A 15853-nucleotide genomic window follows, 5' to 3' on the forward strand; every position below is an offset into this window, starting at 1 on the left:
AAGATTGTGATGAAGGTGATTCGGGTTGGTATATAGGTCCTATCAATGAAGAAGTATCAGGAGGATTGGAAATTATATACGCCTACGAATTATTAAAAATGAAACCTGCAAGTATTCTAGTGCTAGCTTTACCGTATAATTATTTAGTAGTATTTGAGAAGGACGAAATGAAAGCGGTTTTAAATGAATGTGATGTTGATAGTTGGAGTGAAATAGAAAAATAATGAATGTATATAAGGTGTCAAATGCCCAATATGAAAATCAAGAGAGTTAAGCACTTCATTGTCAACAGACGACGATAGGTGCTTTTTTTACGTGGAGTAAAGAAAAAATATAAGTTTGCTTGTTGCTCTGTTTCAACTTTGTATCATATGTTATAATTTGGAAAGTATATATTCTTAATTTTTAGAAAATTAAAGGTGGTAGGTTAATATATGAGTACATTAAAGAAAATTATTAACAATATTTCGAAGGTTATTATAGGAAAAGATGAATCAATTGAACTTGCAGCTATAGCTCTCATAGCAAGAGGGCATATTTTATTAGAGGATGTACCTGGGACGGGAAAAACAACATTAGCGAAAAGTTTGGCTAAAAGTGTAGACGCTAAATTTCAAAGGATTCAATTCACAGCGGATACTTTACCTGGAGATGTTATTGGTCTCGAATATTTTGATGTGAAGAAATCAGAATTTAATACGAGGTTAGGTCCTATTTTTGCAAATATAGTAGTAGTGGATGAAATTAATCGTGCTGTACCGAGAACACAATCTTCGTTATTGGAAGTGATGGAAGAACGTACTGTTACGATTGCGAAACAGACACATTCATTACCAGAACCTTTTTTAGTTATTGCAACGCAAAATCCTCTTGAATCGGCCGGAACATTTCCTTTACCTGATGCTCAGTTAGATCGATTTTTACTTACTATACGTCAAGGCTATCCTACGAGAGAAGCAGAAAAGGAGATGATGAATCGTTTTCAAACGAATGATCCGTTAGAAACGTTACATTCAATTATTTCAACTGAAGAAATTATTACAGTGCAAAAACGTGCAAGAGAAGTGTTAGTAGGAAATGATGTGCAAGATTATCTTCTTGAAATCATTGAGGCAACGCGAAAGCATGAGCTAATTGAAATTGGTGTAAGCCCGCGGGGGACGTTGGCATTTATGAGAGCGATTCAAGCACGGGCAATATTAAATGAAAGAGATTATTGTACGCCAGATGATATAAAACTACTGGCTGCATCCGTTTGTGCTCATCGTTTAACGTTAACGATTGAAGGGGAGATGAAAACGACGAAAGAACAAATCATGAAAGAAATTCTTCATACGATTAATGTGCCAGTGGAGAATGTACGATGAATCAACAACTTGTGTATACACCTTTAGCGGAGCCTTTCGTAATAGGAGTTATGTCAGTTGTAGCCGTTATTTTATGTGTATTTTCAAGTAATCTACTTATATTATCTCTCGTATTTTTATATGTAATTTTAATAGGTGCGATGCATGTGTACATACGTAAAGTGTCTCGTGTTGAATGGGAATACAGTCAAGGGAATTCAAACATTTTTATAGGTGAAGCGAATATGTGCAAAATGAAAATTTCAAACAAGTCGTTATTCCCTATTTTCAATATCGTATTTCGATTTAAATGTGAAAATAAGTTAACTTGGAATCATGATGAAATAAACAAAAATACGAATACAGGTTCAAATTATTATATGGATTTACATTTAAAAGGAAGAGAGTCAGTTTCATTTGATTTGCAAGCTGTAGCTGTAAAAAGAGGAATTGCGAAATGGGAAGAAGTAGAAATTGTCATTATTGATCCCTTTGGATTCATAACGAACCATATAACATATAAACAAGTTAATACGCCGTCTTATTTAGTTTTACCAGCTGTTCCGAAAATGCAAGTTCCTGAATTACAAGAATGGTCACGAGGATTTCGAAAAGCGATGTCATCCCCCTTATATGATGAAACGAAAATAATGGGAGTGAAGTCGTATGAAAATGAAGATTTTCGTTCTATCCACTGGAGTGCGACAGCGAAAACAGGGACGATAACCGCGAAAAAGTACGAGCGAACACAATCAGATAAATATGCGATTTATCTCAACTTGCAAAATAAAAGCGGTATTTCTTTGCGAAAAGATACAGAGGAACTCATTGAATTAACGGCAGGCATATGTAAACAATTGCTCATACAAAACTGTTCATTTGAAGTATGGATCAATAGCGTAAAAGACAATGGATTATTGCATATTAAGAACGGTCATAACCGGAAACATTTGCAAAATGTATTAAAAGTACTTGCCTCAATATCGGATCAAGATACCCCTGTATCTTCTACTTATTTTTACACAGCAGGTTTTCGTCGAAAGGAATTGGATGCAGTTCCTTTAATTCTTGGTATTTCCCCAAGGAAATACAGCAGAACGAATAAATGGGTTGTAATAAAAGAATAAGAAGGGGTTTATGTCATGGCTAATAAAGGGCGACATATGAAAGTGAAATTATGGAGTGTAAGAGCTTTAATCATACTTTTTTTTACGATTAGTGCAATAACTTTATCACAAGGTGTGGTGTATGTACAAGTGATTGTAAAAGAGCGTTTTTTTAGTGAAAAGAAACCTGAAAAAATTTATAAGGAAACGATAGACACCGAAAAGGTTGAAGATTATGGAACACCTTTGGAAGAAGAAAAAGTGGGATATAATGGTGAAAGAACAAAGACGGGTAAAAAATTTAAAGGTTTCGAAAAGAAAAGTTCATGGGGAGACATATTCTCTGTTCTTTCAAATTCATGGATTAGTGTCGTTTTTTATGTAGTTATTGCAGTGGTCATTTTATATGCTTTTTATAAATTAACGAGGAAAAAGGCAAAGAAATCAGAAATAGAACAGGATATACAATCGATAACAAAAGAAAATACGGATAGAACCGAAAAGAACAAGAAAGTGAAGCAGCAGTTTGAACAGCCGTTACCTAAAGACACGATAAGGAAAACGTTAGTTGAATGGGAAAGAACTTTACCATTTCACGAACAGCGAAGGTCCTATGAAACGATGCAACAATGGTTAAGCAGAATTTGTAGAACGCGAGATATTATTCCGATATATGAATCTGTCCGTTATGGAGAGAAGACGTATACGGAGTTAGACGTAGAGAAGGCTGTACGATGGATAGAGCGGGACGGGAAAGGATGACATTAATATAAGTAAACAAAATTAACTGTAAATTAATTTTGTTTACTTATATTTAATTATATGGTAATGTATACTTGCTTTTTTATATTGATACCAATGGAAAAAGGTTGCCTTAGTAGAATATTGCTCGTTGAATTTTTTGTGGGGTTATCTTCACTACATCAATATAGAATGAAAAAGAGATAAAACAATTACGAGTAGCATGTAAATAAAAAATTATTATTTATCCCGCTTTAATGGGCAGTAAGACCCCACCTCAAAATTCAGCGAAAGCAAAGAATTTAGGTGGGGGTCGGGCTGCCCATTAAAGTCCGATTGGTGAGGGCTAATAATCAGTGGGGGATGAAAAACCCCCACACTGATTAAAGTTTCACTTTATGTTTAAATTTTTTGTAAGGGTGTGAAAATAGAATGAAACCGGTATTGAAAAACATACTCCTTTCCTTTATTTTTTCTGCAGCAGGGATGTGTTGGTTTCTGTTTATGATAGTTAGAGAAGGCGGAGACTGGTTATTGTCTTGGGTAGGTGTATTAATGGCATTTTTATCTTTATACGCGTTAATAGATTTATATTGTAAGTATGCATGCGATAAAAAATTAAGTATATTGTTTATCAAAGCAACAGTTACTACCTTTAGTTTTGCAGTATTGGGAATCACCTTTGGTATTGTACACGAGCTATTACAGCCATGGAGTCTCAGTTTAATGGTTTGGTATTGGTTGTTAGTGTTACTTTTGTTTGTAACGACCATAATATTGTTAGTTTTTGTAGTATTTGTTAATCGTAAAAATCACCATATTCCTGAGGGATATAGAATACTTATACTGCTAAATTTATTTCTTACGTTAGCACCAGTGCTGTGGCCATTACTACTTACTATTATCGGAAATGGCATGAACGCTAGTGCAGGATGGTAAAAGTGAATGAAATAAAAAGTTGGTATAGGGTTTTAAGTATGTAAGAGAACGTGTTTTCATAAATTGAAAACACGTTCTTTTTTATTTTCATACATTACTTTTTCCCATCTGGTCGTCAAATTTTGAACGTAAGTATTTCGTAAGGAATGGATAAGAAAAAAGAGAGGTTTATCATATAGGATGAAAGTATAGCTTGAATCAATACGATATGAATAGAGGAGAGAAAGCCTTATGAAAAAAAGTTATTCCATTAAGTTAGCAAGTTTGGCAGTTTTATTAGCGGGTACTACTTTATTCACTCCAGGTTTTACTGTAAAAGCAGAGTCTACTCAAAATATTTCTAATCCGTCAGAAGCACATGATCAAAAGAATCGGAATGGCTGGAAAAGAGTCATGCAGGAAACAATCCAAATTGGAGCGCCGGGGGTATTAGCTAAGACGTATAATAACGGGAAAATTAGTAGTTATAATGCTGGCGTCGCGGATTTAAGTACAAAGAAATCGATGAAATCAGATTATCGTTTTCGGATTGGAAGTGTGACGAAGACTTTTACTGCTACGACTGTTCTTCAATTAGTAGGAGAAAATCGCGTGCAAGCTAGACGATTACTATTGAAAACTGGCTGCCTGGCGTCATTCAAGGAAATGGATATGATGGTAATCAAGATTACGATACGTCAACTTATTGAACCATACAAGTGGTATAGCTGAATATTTAAAGTCAAAAGAAGCTGACATTATGAATTCGAAAAAAACGTATACAGCAGAAGAAATAGTGAAAATAGGACTTGCTCTACCTCCAGATTTTTCGCCAGGTAAAGGTTGGTCGTATTCAAACACAGGATACGTAATACTAGGAATGCTTATTGAAAAAATAACTGGTAATAGTTATGCGGAAGAAATTGAAAAGCGAATTATTGAACCTTTGGACTTGTCAAATACGTTTTTACCAGGTAATTCACCAGTCATACCAGGAAAGAATCATGCTCGAGGGTATATGAAAATTGATGAAACAAGTGAATTGAAAGACATGACGTATTATAATCCGAGTTTAGCTAATTCAGCGGGAGATATGATTTCAGATGCGGACGATTTAAATAAGTTCTTTTCATCTTTGCTCGGTGGTAATTTATTGAAAGAACGCGAGCTAAAAGAAATGCTTACTACAGTTCCTATAGAAGGAAAAGGTCTTGGTGATGGATATGGCCTTGGGATCTATGAGACGAAACTTCCAAATGGTGTCTCAGTTTGGGGGCACGGAGGATCAATTCCTGGGTTTATGACTTTTGTTGGTGGAGTAATTGGAGGCAAGCATACATTTGCTGTCAATGTTAACTCTTTAGGTCCGGTTGATATTCTTACACAGTTTAATAAAATGATGCAAATTGAATTTAAGAAATAATAGATGAAAAGAGTTCTACTATAGAGGTATATAAGGACTTGTATGCGATTTAATTGTTATTAAAATATAGTCTTAAAAAAACCCCGAATCATGAGCGATTTACTGCCCATGATTCGAGGTTTTTACGTGCTGTTACAAGAAAAGTAATGATGTATTTAAATTTTTTTATTTTACTATAAATCTATTATATTTATTTGATATTTCTTATTTATAGTGACTTTTACATTTTTAAAATATTGGAACATACAAAGGTAAGTAGTTCTAGATTTCAGAGTTAATAATAAGTAAATTCTGATTTTTGTTGAAAAATATTCGAATGTATTTCCTTAATTTACATAATAATGTACTTTTATCGTATGAATTAATATCTTAAAGCGTATTAATGTTGACGCATTTCCGAAGGATAAAACAAAACATTTTTGGAAGATGAAAAATAGAACACATATACAAGTCCTTTTTCAAAAGAAACAATATGTATGAATTAATAACAAATAGAATTAAGTATACAAAAATAGATAATTATGATTTGCGTCTAAATGATTGACTATTATGAAATTAATGATTAATATAGGTTTTATATTTTAATTCCATTTATATTACAAATATGTATTTTATTTCAATGTTAATTGTTGCGTAAACTATAATTGAATATATTGTGAAAAAGAATAGGGAGGGGGAACAGCAATAGAAAAGGCTATCTTTTCAAATTGTGTAATGAAATCAAAGGGAGGATAAATATGTATAAACAAGTAGTAGAACTGTTAGAAGAAGCGGCTATATCGTATAAACAATATACACATGAACCAATATTAGATTATGAAACAGATAGAAAAATTAGAGAAAGGTTTAAATTAGAAGGTGTACCCAGTAAAAGTTTATTTTTAAAAGATAAATCAAATAACTATTACATATTTGTAACTGTTGAAGGAGAAAAATTAGATTCAAAACTTATGAAAGAGTTGGTTGGAAAAAGGATTTCTATTTGTTCAGCCGAGGAGTTAATAGAAAAAACTTCTTGTGTTCCAGGATGTGTATCTCCATTTGGCTATTCAAATGAAATCACACTTATTATAGATCGAAAAATTTATAACTATAATAAATTTTTGTTATCTCCCGGTATACCTGAGATAACAATTGAAATACCTACAAAAAGTATAAATGAAATTTTAAATATTGTTGAGAATGATATTTTACTATATGAGAAAAAATCATAAATATATTAGGGGGATTTTAATAATGCCAACTACAAAAATGTATTTATACAATCAAAAGAGAATAATTGAAGAACAAAATAAAGGGATTTTAGATGAGTGGAAAACTGTATCTTTCAATAATTTTCACGATAGCATTTTAGATCAATCTAAACCATTTCCGTGTTATTTTGCAGTGGATTCTGAGAAACATGGTTGGTCTAGATATATATTTTCCGAATCGGCTTATGATGAAAATGAATTGTTCAAACTAAGAGATGGGATTTATGAATATATTAAAACATATCAACAAATTGCAAAGAGAACTACTTTAGTAATATTTTTTAAACCCGCTAATAAACAATTACTGGCTGAAGAATACAAAAAACAATTTTGGAATGTATTACAATTTTTAATGAGAAATGATCCGGAGCCATGGAATGCAGAAATTCCAATAGATCCTTATAATGCTAAATGGGAATTTTGTTTTGGTGGTGAACCTATATTTGTCGTTTGTAGGGCTCCAATATATTCTGAAAGAAAAAGTAGATATACAGGAACCGGCCTTGAAATTACGTTACAACCTCGAGGTACTCTGGATGATATTACAGGTGATACAAAACAAGGGAAACAAGTGCGGAAAGTGATTAGAAAACGTTTGTTAGCATATGATGATATTCCAATGCATCCAGATATAGGGGATTACGGAATAAAAGAAACCTTTGAATGGAAACAATATATGTTACCAGAAACAAATGAAGAAAGTGTAATGAGATGTCCTATTACGGGGTTGAAGAAAAATGATTAGCATGATATTCAGTTATATATTATTAGGGATTTCATTGTCTGCACCAGTCGGTCCGATTAATGTTGCTCAAATAAATAAAGGAATAAAAAATGGTTTTTTGAGTGCATGGTTAGTAGGAGTCGGGGCAATGTCAGCAGATGTTGTAATGATGTTTTTAATTTACTTTGGTATTTCGACTTATTTAACAACTCCAGTTGCTCAACTTTGCATTTGGATTTTTGGTTTTGTAACGATGATTTATTTGGGTTATGAAAGTATGAAAGAAGCTACTAAACAAGTTCAATATATTTCATCAGGTGAAAAAGAACATCCTTTAAAATCTTTTCTATCGGGGTTTGCTATCGCAATTTCTAATCCATTAAATATTATTTTTTGGATAGGGATATATGGATCAGTTCTAACTAGTGCTATGAATACTATTGGAAAAGAACAAGCTTTATGGTATAGTGCAGCCATTTTTGCTGGGATTATGCTTTGGGATATATTTATGGCTACATCTATTCATTTTGGTAGAAGATTTATTAATCATACAGTAATGAAATGGATTTCTATAGTAGCAGGCATTGTTTTAATTCTGTTTGGAATATATTTTGGCTACGAGGCAGTAAAAGGAACTGCTCAACTATTGTGAACTTTTTGATGACTAGAGAGAATAGTGATTTATTAGAAATTTATTTATGGCGAATCTTTTGGTTTTTGAATTTGTTAATCGATGGGTATAGGTTAATTCCTTATAGTAAAAGACTTATAGAATCATTCTATAAGTCTTTTTATTGCGGTATAGAAAAATATATAGGTACATTCTCTTCTCACAAAGAGAAATAAAATTCTTAACAAGAGCGATAAAATAAATATATAAGCAGTAAAGCAAATTTCAATCAAAGTAGCTTGTTTGCATTTCAAAAATCTAGAATATTTTTAATTGCTATGAATGACTTTCACACTTTTTGCAGGCACCCCTGCAACGACGGTGTTTGCAGGTACATCTTTTGTAACAACTGAACCTGCAGCAACAATTGAATTGTTCCCAATTGTAACACCAGGAAGTATTGTTGCGCTAGAACCAATCCATACATTTTCACCAATTATAACAGGGGAAGCGTATGTCGTATTTCTTGTTTCTAAAGTTAGCCCGTGATTAAGTGTGGCAATTGTAACATTCATACCGATCATACAATTGTCTCCTATATGAATTCCGCCTCTATCTTGAAAGGAACATCCAGTGTTAAAAAAATACGTTTTTTCCAATTGTAATATTTTTACCGAAGTCTGTATGAAACGGTGGAAAACACATAAAAGATGGATCAATGTTGTTATCTGTTAATTCACTAAATATCGCTACAATCTCTTCTTTAGAATGATAAGATGTATTTAATTTCATTGTTATCTTCTGGGCTTCATAGCTACATTGAACTAGTAGATCATGTAATTCTTTATCCTCGCCTGAAATAGGCTTGCCGGCCTTACAAAAATTTATAAAATCTTTCATATTCATTGTTATACTCCCCTCTAAAACGCTAATCTTTTCAATACAATCATAAAATGATACGATTCCAATATCAAATACCTATATTAAATACATTCATATGCTTATTAGCTATATGTAAAAGGAGACTATCGTGGAAATTCGAGTTTTACGCTATTTTATTGCTGTAGCAAATGAAGAAAGTATTTCAGCAGCTGCAAAACAATTACATTTGTCACAGCCAACATTATCAAGGCAACTGAAAGATTTAGAAATGGAATTAGGAACAGATTTATTTATAAGAGGAAATAGGAAAATCTCATTAACAGAAGAGGGGAAATACTTATTTAAAAAGGCGAAGGAGATTGTTGATTTAGCAGATAAAACGGAAGCGATGCATCTTATTGCGAAAACATTAAAAGTATTAATAAAAGACTATCCAAATATTCGATTTCATTTGTACAGCGGAAATGCTGATGACATTAAGAGTAAATTAGATAGTGGATTATTAGATTTTGGTGTCGTTATAGAGCCAACTGATAAACAAAAATATGAATATGCACAATTGCCAGCTAAAGACACTTGGGGTGTATTAATGTGTAAAGATAGTCCTTTATCGGATAAACAAGTTATTAGCCCAGTGGATTTAATAGATAAACCATTATTCATTTCACGACAATCTACTGTTAGTAATGAATTAACAGGATGGTTTGGAGAAAGTATAGATAATTTAAACATCGTCGCAACCTATAATTTGCTTTATAATGCAGCACTTATGGTTGAAGAAGGTATTGGATATGCATTATGTATAGATAAGATAATTAACACGTCAGGAAATAGTAAACTTTGTTTTAAACCATTACAACCTAAATTAGAAGCGAACTTAAATATTGTTTGGAAAAAGAATCAAGTTTTTTCAAATGCAGCCCATGCCTTTATAAATCAGCTCCGAAATAGTATGAACTAATCATAATTTGAAATGCAAAGTAAAAAACGTGCCATCTTATTAAGGTGACACGTTTTTTACTTTATGAAATAGTTGTTATTCTTTCGAAGGTTTAAGTAAAACAACTGCACAGAAATGTTTATGTTCAAAAGGAGAAGTAGTGAACAATAAAAACGATTGTTATTCTGAAAATTGTTATTTGTATGATTATTAAATATAATAGGGGTATGTATTGCGGGGCTTGAATAGAAAATATTTTAGTTGATTAATTATTTTTAAATGTAACTAAAATAGCATTGGAGTTGAATACAGTGGAACAAAAGTATTTCAGGTGGAGTAACAAGCAATTAAGAGAACATGTTGAAATAATAGATGGCAAAAGAAATCCGCATATTTTATTTAAGAATGCAACTTATTTAAATTCCTATATGCGCGAGTGGATGCAAGCAAATATTTGGATCTATGATGATCGCATTATTTATGTAGGAGAAAAACTGCCAGCGCAACTACATAAATGTGAAGTCATTGATTGTGATGGAAAGTATATAGTTCCAAGTTACATAGAACCGCATGCACATCCATATCAATTATATAATCCAGAAACGTTAGCAAATTATGCGATGCAGTTTGGGACGACGACTTTTATTAATGATAATTTAACTTTATTTTTCACATTACAACGTGAAGAAGCATTTCGTTTATTAGATGAATTTGAAAAGATTCCAGCAAGTATGTATTGGTGGTGTCGTTTTGATGGACAAACTGAATTGCAAAACGGGGAATCTTTATTTAATCGTGAAGACATAATAGAGTGGCTTAAGCATAAAGCAGTTCTTCAAGGTGGCGAGCTAACAGCGTGGCCAAAGTTATTACATGGCGATGATGAAATGTTACATTGGTTGCAGGAAACGAAACGATTACATAAAAAAGTGGAAGGACATTTTCCAGGAGCATCTGAAACGACTTTAGCGAAGTTAAAACTGTTAGGTACAGATTGTGATCATGAAGCGATGACAGGGCAGGAAGCTTTCACTCGTCTTATGCAAGGTTACACGGTTTCCCTAAGAAATTCTTCAATACGCCCAGATTTAGAAGTGTTACTGAAAGAATTGTTGGAACTAGGAGTAAAGCAGTTTGATAGATTTATTCTTACTACAGACGGCTCACATCCTTCGTTTTATGAAAATGGAATGACAAACGTAATGATAGCTACCGCGATAAAACAAGGAGTGCCAATAATAGATGCTTATCATATGGCAAGTTATAATATCGCTCGTTATTACAATATGGAACATGTACATGGATCGATTGCGACAGGTAGAATAGCTAATATTAATATTTTGGAAAGTAAAGAAAATCCGGTTCCAATAAGTGTAATTGCAAAAGGAAAATGGGTGAAGCGTGACGGAATAAACAATAATGAATCAGTACGAATAGAATGGAGTCAATTCAAAGTAACTCCATTATTATTAAACTGGTCTATAGAAAAAGAGGATATGATTTTTTCTCAAAAAGTGGGTATACAATTATTAAATAACGTTATAACTAAACCATACACGACTGAAATTGATTTAAACCGTGATGAACTTTCTCTAGATCATGATGAGTGTTTTCTTATGATGATTGCTCGTGATGGTACTTGGCGAGTGAATACAGTTGTAAAGGGGTTTGCGAAAGAACTAGGTGGTCTTGCTAGCTCTTATTCTGGTACCGGTGACATCATTCTTATTGGGAAGAATAAAGAAGATATGCTTACAGCTTTTCATAGAGTGAAAGAGATTGGGGGAGGAATGGTAATAGCTGAAAAGAATGAAGTATTACACGAAATCGCATTACCATTACTCGGGATTATGTCTAATTTGAAAATGAATAAATTAATACAGGAAGAGAAACAGATGGTGAAACTACTCCAAGAGCGTGGTTACGCGTATGACGATCCGGCATTTACCATTTTGTTCTTTTCTGCGACGCACTTACCTTTTATACGGGTAACTCCTATAGGATTATATGATGTGAAAAATAGTAAGGTAATGGCTTCACCGGTGAATTTGATAAAACAATGTTAATATGAAAGGCTCTATAAAAGTCCAATTTATAGGGCCTTTCACATTGTTAGCATAAGAATATTGTGAGCCTCAAATAATATAGTATCTAAATTACTTGAGGTGAAACGTAAGTATGAAAAAAATATTGTATATATTAAGTGTATTTATATTAAGTGTATCTATTCAACAAGTTGTACATTCTCAAACGGATGCACCAGAGCTATCTTCTGATTGTCTTGAAAAAAGGAAAATTCGAGATGAAAAGTATGTGAAGAATATAATACAAGACATTAAATCCACATTTAATTTAAATATGGATGAACATAGTTTTTGGGAAGTAAGTAAAAGAGATCTAGAGGCTGCCCATTTGATGTATGGTGGAAAGGAAAATGATTCTTATTATAATTCGCTAACTAAAATTTATGATAGTGGTGGATTTAGCGAGCAACCCAGCTTATTTGTGAGGGCGCAAGAAGCATTTTTACTTTATAAAGAAAAAGATAATATTAATGTAATGAAACGCCTTAAACTAGATGTTGAAAAAGGGGAATGGCTCGTTATAAAAACGAAAAAGAAGAAAGGGAAAAAAGTGAAATTTAAGCCGTTGCAATGTGAAAAAGATTATCTGAAAAAGAGAAATGAATAACAAAATACTTATTCATGCTGTTTTTATTCAACGATATTTTGCTGTTGATTTGAAATAGAAAAAGGTAAACAAACATATTAGCTTTATGGAATATGTTTATTTACCTTTTTTTGAGAGATTTAATAATTGGGGATTATTTACTGCCTAATGAATTTATAACATTCAATGAATTTGTTCTTCATAAACATTAGATTTTGTGTCAAATGATTTATACATTGCCGAAACACCTATGTATATTTTATTCTACAGTATTTATAAAAGAATGTTGGCTATTCATAAGAAATATGATTGGCACGGTTTTTGCTTGTATTACATGTAAGGAAGGGAGATTGTATGTAAGGAATCTGTACACGTAATAGTATAAAATAAGCTACTATTGCATTATTAATCATAGTTGTATTTATAGCGGAACTGTAAATACATACAAATAAGTGGGTTTTTTGATTTTAAAATTCTGAATTTTCTTTTAAGTTATTAGGGGGCAATGGGATGGTTAAATATTCGAAAATTTCTAAGTGGATTCTTGGTGTTGGATTAGTGACAATAACATGTAATGGTTTGCAAATTCAAGCAGAGACAAAAGAGAAAAATGTGAAGAACGTATTACAAATGGAGCCGGTAGGAATACAGAAATCTGTTGATGAATTGGCGCACCCTTCAAAAGTACAAGAAAATGCATCTTTTACAAAACGGTTAAAATTAGCGGATTTATCGCAGCGTCCACTAGCACCAACCGATAATATTAAACCGTTAGCTGAAGAAAAAAAGTATTCGATGGCTGAGTTAAATCAATTAAATAACAAACAATTAACTGATCTTCTTGTGACAATTAAATGGTATCAAATTCCGGAATTATTTCAGTTTAATAGTGATAGTCTTAAATTCTATCAAGATGATAGCCGAATGCAAGCAATTATTAATAAACTAGCAGAACAAGGACAAGCTTATACGAAAGATGATTCAAAAGGGATTGAAACATTAGTAGAAGCTCTACGTGCAGCATTTTATTTAGGTTTTTACCATGATGAATTAAGCAAACTAAATGAGCGTAGCTACCATGATAAATGTTTACCAGCTTTAAAAACAATTGCAAAAAATCCAAATTTCAAACTTGGTACATCAGAACAAAATAAAGTAATTGCATCATATGGAAAATTAATTGGAAATGCATCAGCAGATGTTGAAACGGTTTTATATGCAGGTGAAATTTTTAAACAATATAATGATAATCTTGCGACTTTCATTGAAGACCGAACAAAAGGAGACGCTATATATGAGTTGATGAAGGGAATTGACTTTGATATTCAGACGGATATGTACACGACTGGAAAAGAGCCAAAAGATACGATGTGGTTTCGGAATATCGATAACTTTATTAATGAAGTAAATCGTTTTGCACTACTTGGTACAGTAACAAATAAAAACGGATGGTTAATTAATAATGGAATTTATTATGCTGGCCGATTGGGCAAGCTTCATAGCACGCCGACAAAAGGACAACAAGTTGTTACAGATGCAATGCGAATTTATCCATATTTAGGAGAGCAATACTTTGTTGCGGCAGAACAAATTACTACAAATTATGGAGGAATAGATGCGAATGGAAAAACTGTAAATTTAGATCAAATTCGAGAAGAAGGTAAAAAGAAATATTTACCGAAAACGTACACGTTTGATGATGGAGCAATTGTCTTTAAAGCTGGGGATAAAGTTAGCGAAGAGAAAATTAAACGTCTATACTGGGCGGCAAAAGAGGTGCGTTCTCAATTTTATCGTACAGTTGGTAGCGATAAACCACTTGAAAGTGGACATGCTGATGATGTGTTAACGATGGTTATTTATAATAGCCCAGATGAGTATCAATTTAATCGTCAACTGTACGGATATGAAACGAATAATGGTGGGATTTATATTGAAGGGACAGGGACTTTCTTTACATATGAACGTACACCAGAGCAAAGTATTTATAGTCTGGAAGAATTGTTCCGCCATGAATTTACGCACTACTTACAGGGAAGGTACGAAGTTCAGGGATTATGGGGACAAGGAGAAATGTATCAAAATGAACGTTTAACATGGTTTGAAGAAGGAAACGCAGAGTTCTTTGCAGGTGCAACGCGATTAGATAGTGTAGTACCGCGAAAAAGTATAATTGGTGGGTTATCTAATGATCCTGCAAAACGTTATACAGCATCACAAACATTAAATGCGAAATATGGAACGTGGGATTTTTATAATTATTCGTTTGCGCTGCAATCATATATGTATAATAAGCGCCCTGAAATGTTCGATAAAGTGCATGATTTGATTCGCGCAAATGATGTTTCAAGTTACGATGCATACCGTGCTACATTAAGCAAAGATAATAAGTTAAATGAAGAATATCAATCTTATATGCAAATGCTTATTGATAATCGCGATAAGTATACAATCCCACAAGTATCAGATGAGTATTTAACTCAGCATGATCCAAAATCGCTTTCGGACATTACTTCAGATATTACGAATGAAGCGAAATTAAAAGATGTGAAAGTAACAAAGAATAAATCACAATTCTTTAATACATTTACACTACAGGGGACATATACAGGAAGTGCGGCTAAAGGAGAAGTTGAGGACTGGAAAATGATGAATGAAGCAACAAATGATATGTTGAAACGTCTTTCAGGAAAAGAGTGGACTGGATATAAAACATTGACTGCTTATTTTGTAAATTACCGTGTAAATAATGCTGGGCAATATGAATATGATGTTGTGTTTAGCGGAGTGAATACGGAAGAAGATACGGCTGTAGAAAAAGAACCAAATAATTCATTTGAAACAGCAAACCCACTATCTTTGAATATTTTGTTAAGAGGAACCTTGAGCGATCAAGATCAGGGGGATAAATTTGTTATTGATGTAAAGGATCAAAAAGATTTACAAATTTCTGTTACGAACGAACAAAATCTTGGACTGAACTGGGTATTATATTCTGAATCAGATCTAAATAATTATGTAGCTTATGCAACAAAACGTGATGGAAACAAATTGCTTGGAAATTATAATGCAAAGCCAGGGAAATATTACTTAAGTGTATATAAGTATGGTGGTGGAACAGGGAATTATACGGTACAAGTAAAATAGTTTACTATAATTCATTTTGAAAGGAAACTTATTACATTTTTAGCGAAATAAAGTATGTAATGTTAAAAATTAAACTATATCAATATATCCCTG

13 protein-coding genes and 2 pseudogenes are annotated in these 15853 nt (G+C 32.7%); 13 read left to right on the top strand and 2 right to left on the bottom strand.

The annotated features are described in order from the left end of the window. Positions 1-5: 5 nt before the first annotated feature. From JFU02_RS00590 to JFU02_RS00630, 9 genes and pseudogenes are all read left to right on the top strand, one after another. A pseudogene (locus JFU02_RS00590) lies at positions 6-224 on the top strand (immunity protein Imm33 domain-containing protein); the annotation flags it as partial. A gap of 210 nt (positions 225-434) precedes the next feature. After that, positions 435-1367 carry an AAA family ATPase gene (locus JFU02_RS00595; protein WP_086407390.1) on the top strand — a complete coding sequence of 311 codons (933 nt, stop codon included), beginning with the start codon at positions 435-437 and terminating at the stop codon, positions 1365-1367. Further along, positions 1364-2473 carry a DUF58 domain-containing protein gene (locus JFU02_RS00600; protein WP_061666962.1) on the top strand — a complete coding sequence of 370 codons (1110 nt, stop codon included), beginning with the start codon at positions 1364-1366 and terminating at the stop codon, positions 2471-2473. The genes JFU02_RS00595 and JFU02_RS00600 overlap by 4 nt, the downstream gene beginning before the upstream one ends. Before the next feature lie 15 nt (positions 2474-2488). Next, positions 2489-3214, top strand: a complete 726-nt coding sequence (locus JFU02_RS00605; RefSeq protein ID WP_061666963.1) for a hypothetical protein — start codon at positions 2489-2491, stop codon at positions 3212-3214. A gap of 411 nt (positions 3215-3625) precedes the next feature. Next, positions 3626-4132 carry a DUF3902 family protein gene (locus JFU02_RS00610; protein ID WP_061666964.1) on the top strand — a complete coding sequence of 169 codons (507 nt, stop codon included), beginning with the start codon at positions 3626-3628 and terminating at the stop codon, positions 4130-4132. Positions 4133-4363: 231 nt separating this feature from the next. Continuing rightward, a pseudogene (locus JFU02_RS00615) lies at positions 4364-5534 on the top strand (serine hydrolase domain-containing protein). A gap of 737 nt (positions 5535-6271) precedes the next feature. Then, positions 6272-6748, top strand: a complete 477-nt coding sequence (locus JFU02_RS00620; protein ID WP_000278060.1) for a YbaK/EbsC family protein — start codon at positions 6272-6274, stop codon at positions 6746-6748. A gap of 22 nt (positions 6749-6770) precedes the next feature. Further along, positions 6771-7532, top strand: a complete 762-nt coding sequence (locus JFU02_RS00625; protein WP_061666965.1) for a YqcI/YcgG family protein — start codon at positions 6771-6773, stop codon at positions 7530-7532. Next, positions 7525-8163, top strand: coding sequence for a LysE family translocator (locus tag JFU02_RS00630; protein WP_000624898.1), 639 nt, complete (start codon positions 7525-7527; stop codon positions 8161-8163). The genes JFU02_RS00625 and JFU02_RS00630 overlap by 8 nt, the downstream gene beginning before the upstream one ends. A gap of 287 nt (positions 8164-8450) precedes the next feature. On the opposite strand, the gene JFU02_RS31870 is transcribed toward JFU02_RS00630, so the two are convergent. Together JFU02_RS31870 and JFU02_RS31875 are read right to left on the bottom strand one after the other, a co-directional pair. Next, complete coding sequence (locus JFU02_RS31870) at positions 8451-8840, bottom strand: DapH/DapD/GlmU-related protein (protein ID WP_346656149.1); 390 nt, start codon at positions 8838-8840, stop codon at positions 8451-8453. Continuing rightward, positions 8758-9027 (bottom strand): LbetaH domain-containing protein, encoded by a 270-nt coding sequence (locus tag JFU02_RS31875; RefSeq protein ID WP_242488005.1) that lies wholly within the window; start codon positions 9025-9027, stop codon positions 8758-8760. The genes JFU02_RS31870 and JFU02_RS31875 overlap by 83 nt, the downstream gene beginning before the upstream one ends. Before the next feature lie 124 nt (positions 9028-9151). Here JFU02_RS31875 and JFU02_RS00640 point away from each other — a divergent pair, with 124 nt between their 5' ends. The 4 genes from JFU02_RS00640 to colA all read left to right on the top strand — a co-directional run bounded on the left by JFU02_RS00640 (position 9152) and on the right by colA (position 15760). Continuing rightward, entirely contained in the window at positions 9152-9964 is an 813-nt protein-coding gene (locus tag JFU02_RS00640) for a LysR substrate-binding domain-containing protein (RefSeq protein ID WP_201069425.1), read from the top strand. Between the two features lie 290 nt (positions 9965-10254). Further along, positions 10255-12009: an adenine deaminase C-terminal domain-containing protein gene (locus JFU02_RS00645; protein ID WP_061666967.1), complete on the top strand. Its 1755-nt coding sequence runs from the start codon at positions 10255-10257 to the stop codon at positions 12007-12009. A gap of 112 nt (positions 12010-12121) precedes the next feature. Continuing rightward, on the top strand, positions 12122-12634 hold the full coding sequence (locus JFU02_RS00650) for a hypothetical protein (protein ID WP_086407392.1): 513 nt from the start codon (positions 12122-12124) through the stop codon (positions 12632-12634). 489 nt (positions 12635-13123) lie between these two features. Continuing rightward, positions 13124-15760 (top strand): collagenase ColA, encoded by a 2637-nt coding sequence (colA, locus tag JFU02_RS00655; RefSeq protein WP_201069426.1) that lies wholly within the window; start codon positions 13124-13126, stop codon positions 15758-15760. Positions 15761-15853: the final 93 nt, after the last annotated feature.

It is taken from the genome of Bacillus sp. TH13, assembly GCF_016651175.1.
GTDB lineage: Bacteria > Bacillota > Bacilli > Bacillales > Bacillaceae_G > Bacillus_A > Bacillus_A thuringiensis_S.

What these genes read in the sequence shown, in the direction of transcription:
- JFU02_RS00595 (WP_086407390.1), top strand. Translation starts at nt 435, where the DNA reads ATGAGTACATTAAAGAAAATTATTAACAATATTTCGAAGGTTATTATA.
- JFU02_RS00600 (WP_061666962.1), top strand. Translation starts at nt 1,364, where the DNA reads ATGAATCAACAACTTGTGTATACACCTTTAGCGGAGCCTTTCGTAATA.
- JFU02_RS00605 (WP_061666963.1), top strand. Translation starts at nt 2,489, where the DNA reads ATGGCTAATAAAGGGCGACATATGAAAGTGAAATTATGGAGTGTAAGA.
- JFU02_RS00610 (WP_061666964.1), top strand. Translation starts at nt 3,626, where the DNA reads ATGAAACCGGTATTGAAAAACATACTCCTTTCCTTTATTTTTTCTGCA.
- JFU02_RS00620 (WP_000278060.1), top strand. Translation starts at nt 6,272, where the DNA reads ATGTATAAACAAGTAGTAGAACTGTTAGAAGAAGCGGCTATATCGTAT.
- JFU02_RS00625 (WP_061666965.1), top strand. Translation starts at nt 6,771, where the DNA reads ATGCCAACTACAAAAATGTATTTATACAATCAAAAGAGAATAATTGAA.
- JFU02_RS00630 (WP_000624898.1), top strand. Translation starts at nt 7,525, where the DNA reads ATGATTAGCATGATATTCAGTTATATATTATTAGGGATTTCATTGTCT.
- JFU02_RS31875 (WP_242488005.1), bottom strand. Translation starts at nt 9,027, where the DNA reads ATGAATATGAAAGATTTTATAAATTTTTGTAAGGCCGGCAAGCCTATT.
- JFU02_RS00650 (WP_086407392.1), top strand. Translation starts at nt 12,122, where the DNA reads ATGAAAAAAATATTGTATATATTAAGTGTATTTATATTAAGTGTATCT.
- colA (WP_201069426.1), top strand. Translation starts at nt 13,124, where the DNA reads ATGGTTAAATATTCGAAAATTTCTAAGTGGATTCTTGGTGTTGGATTA.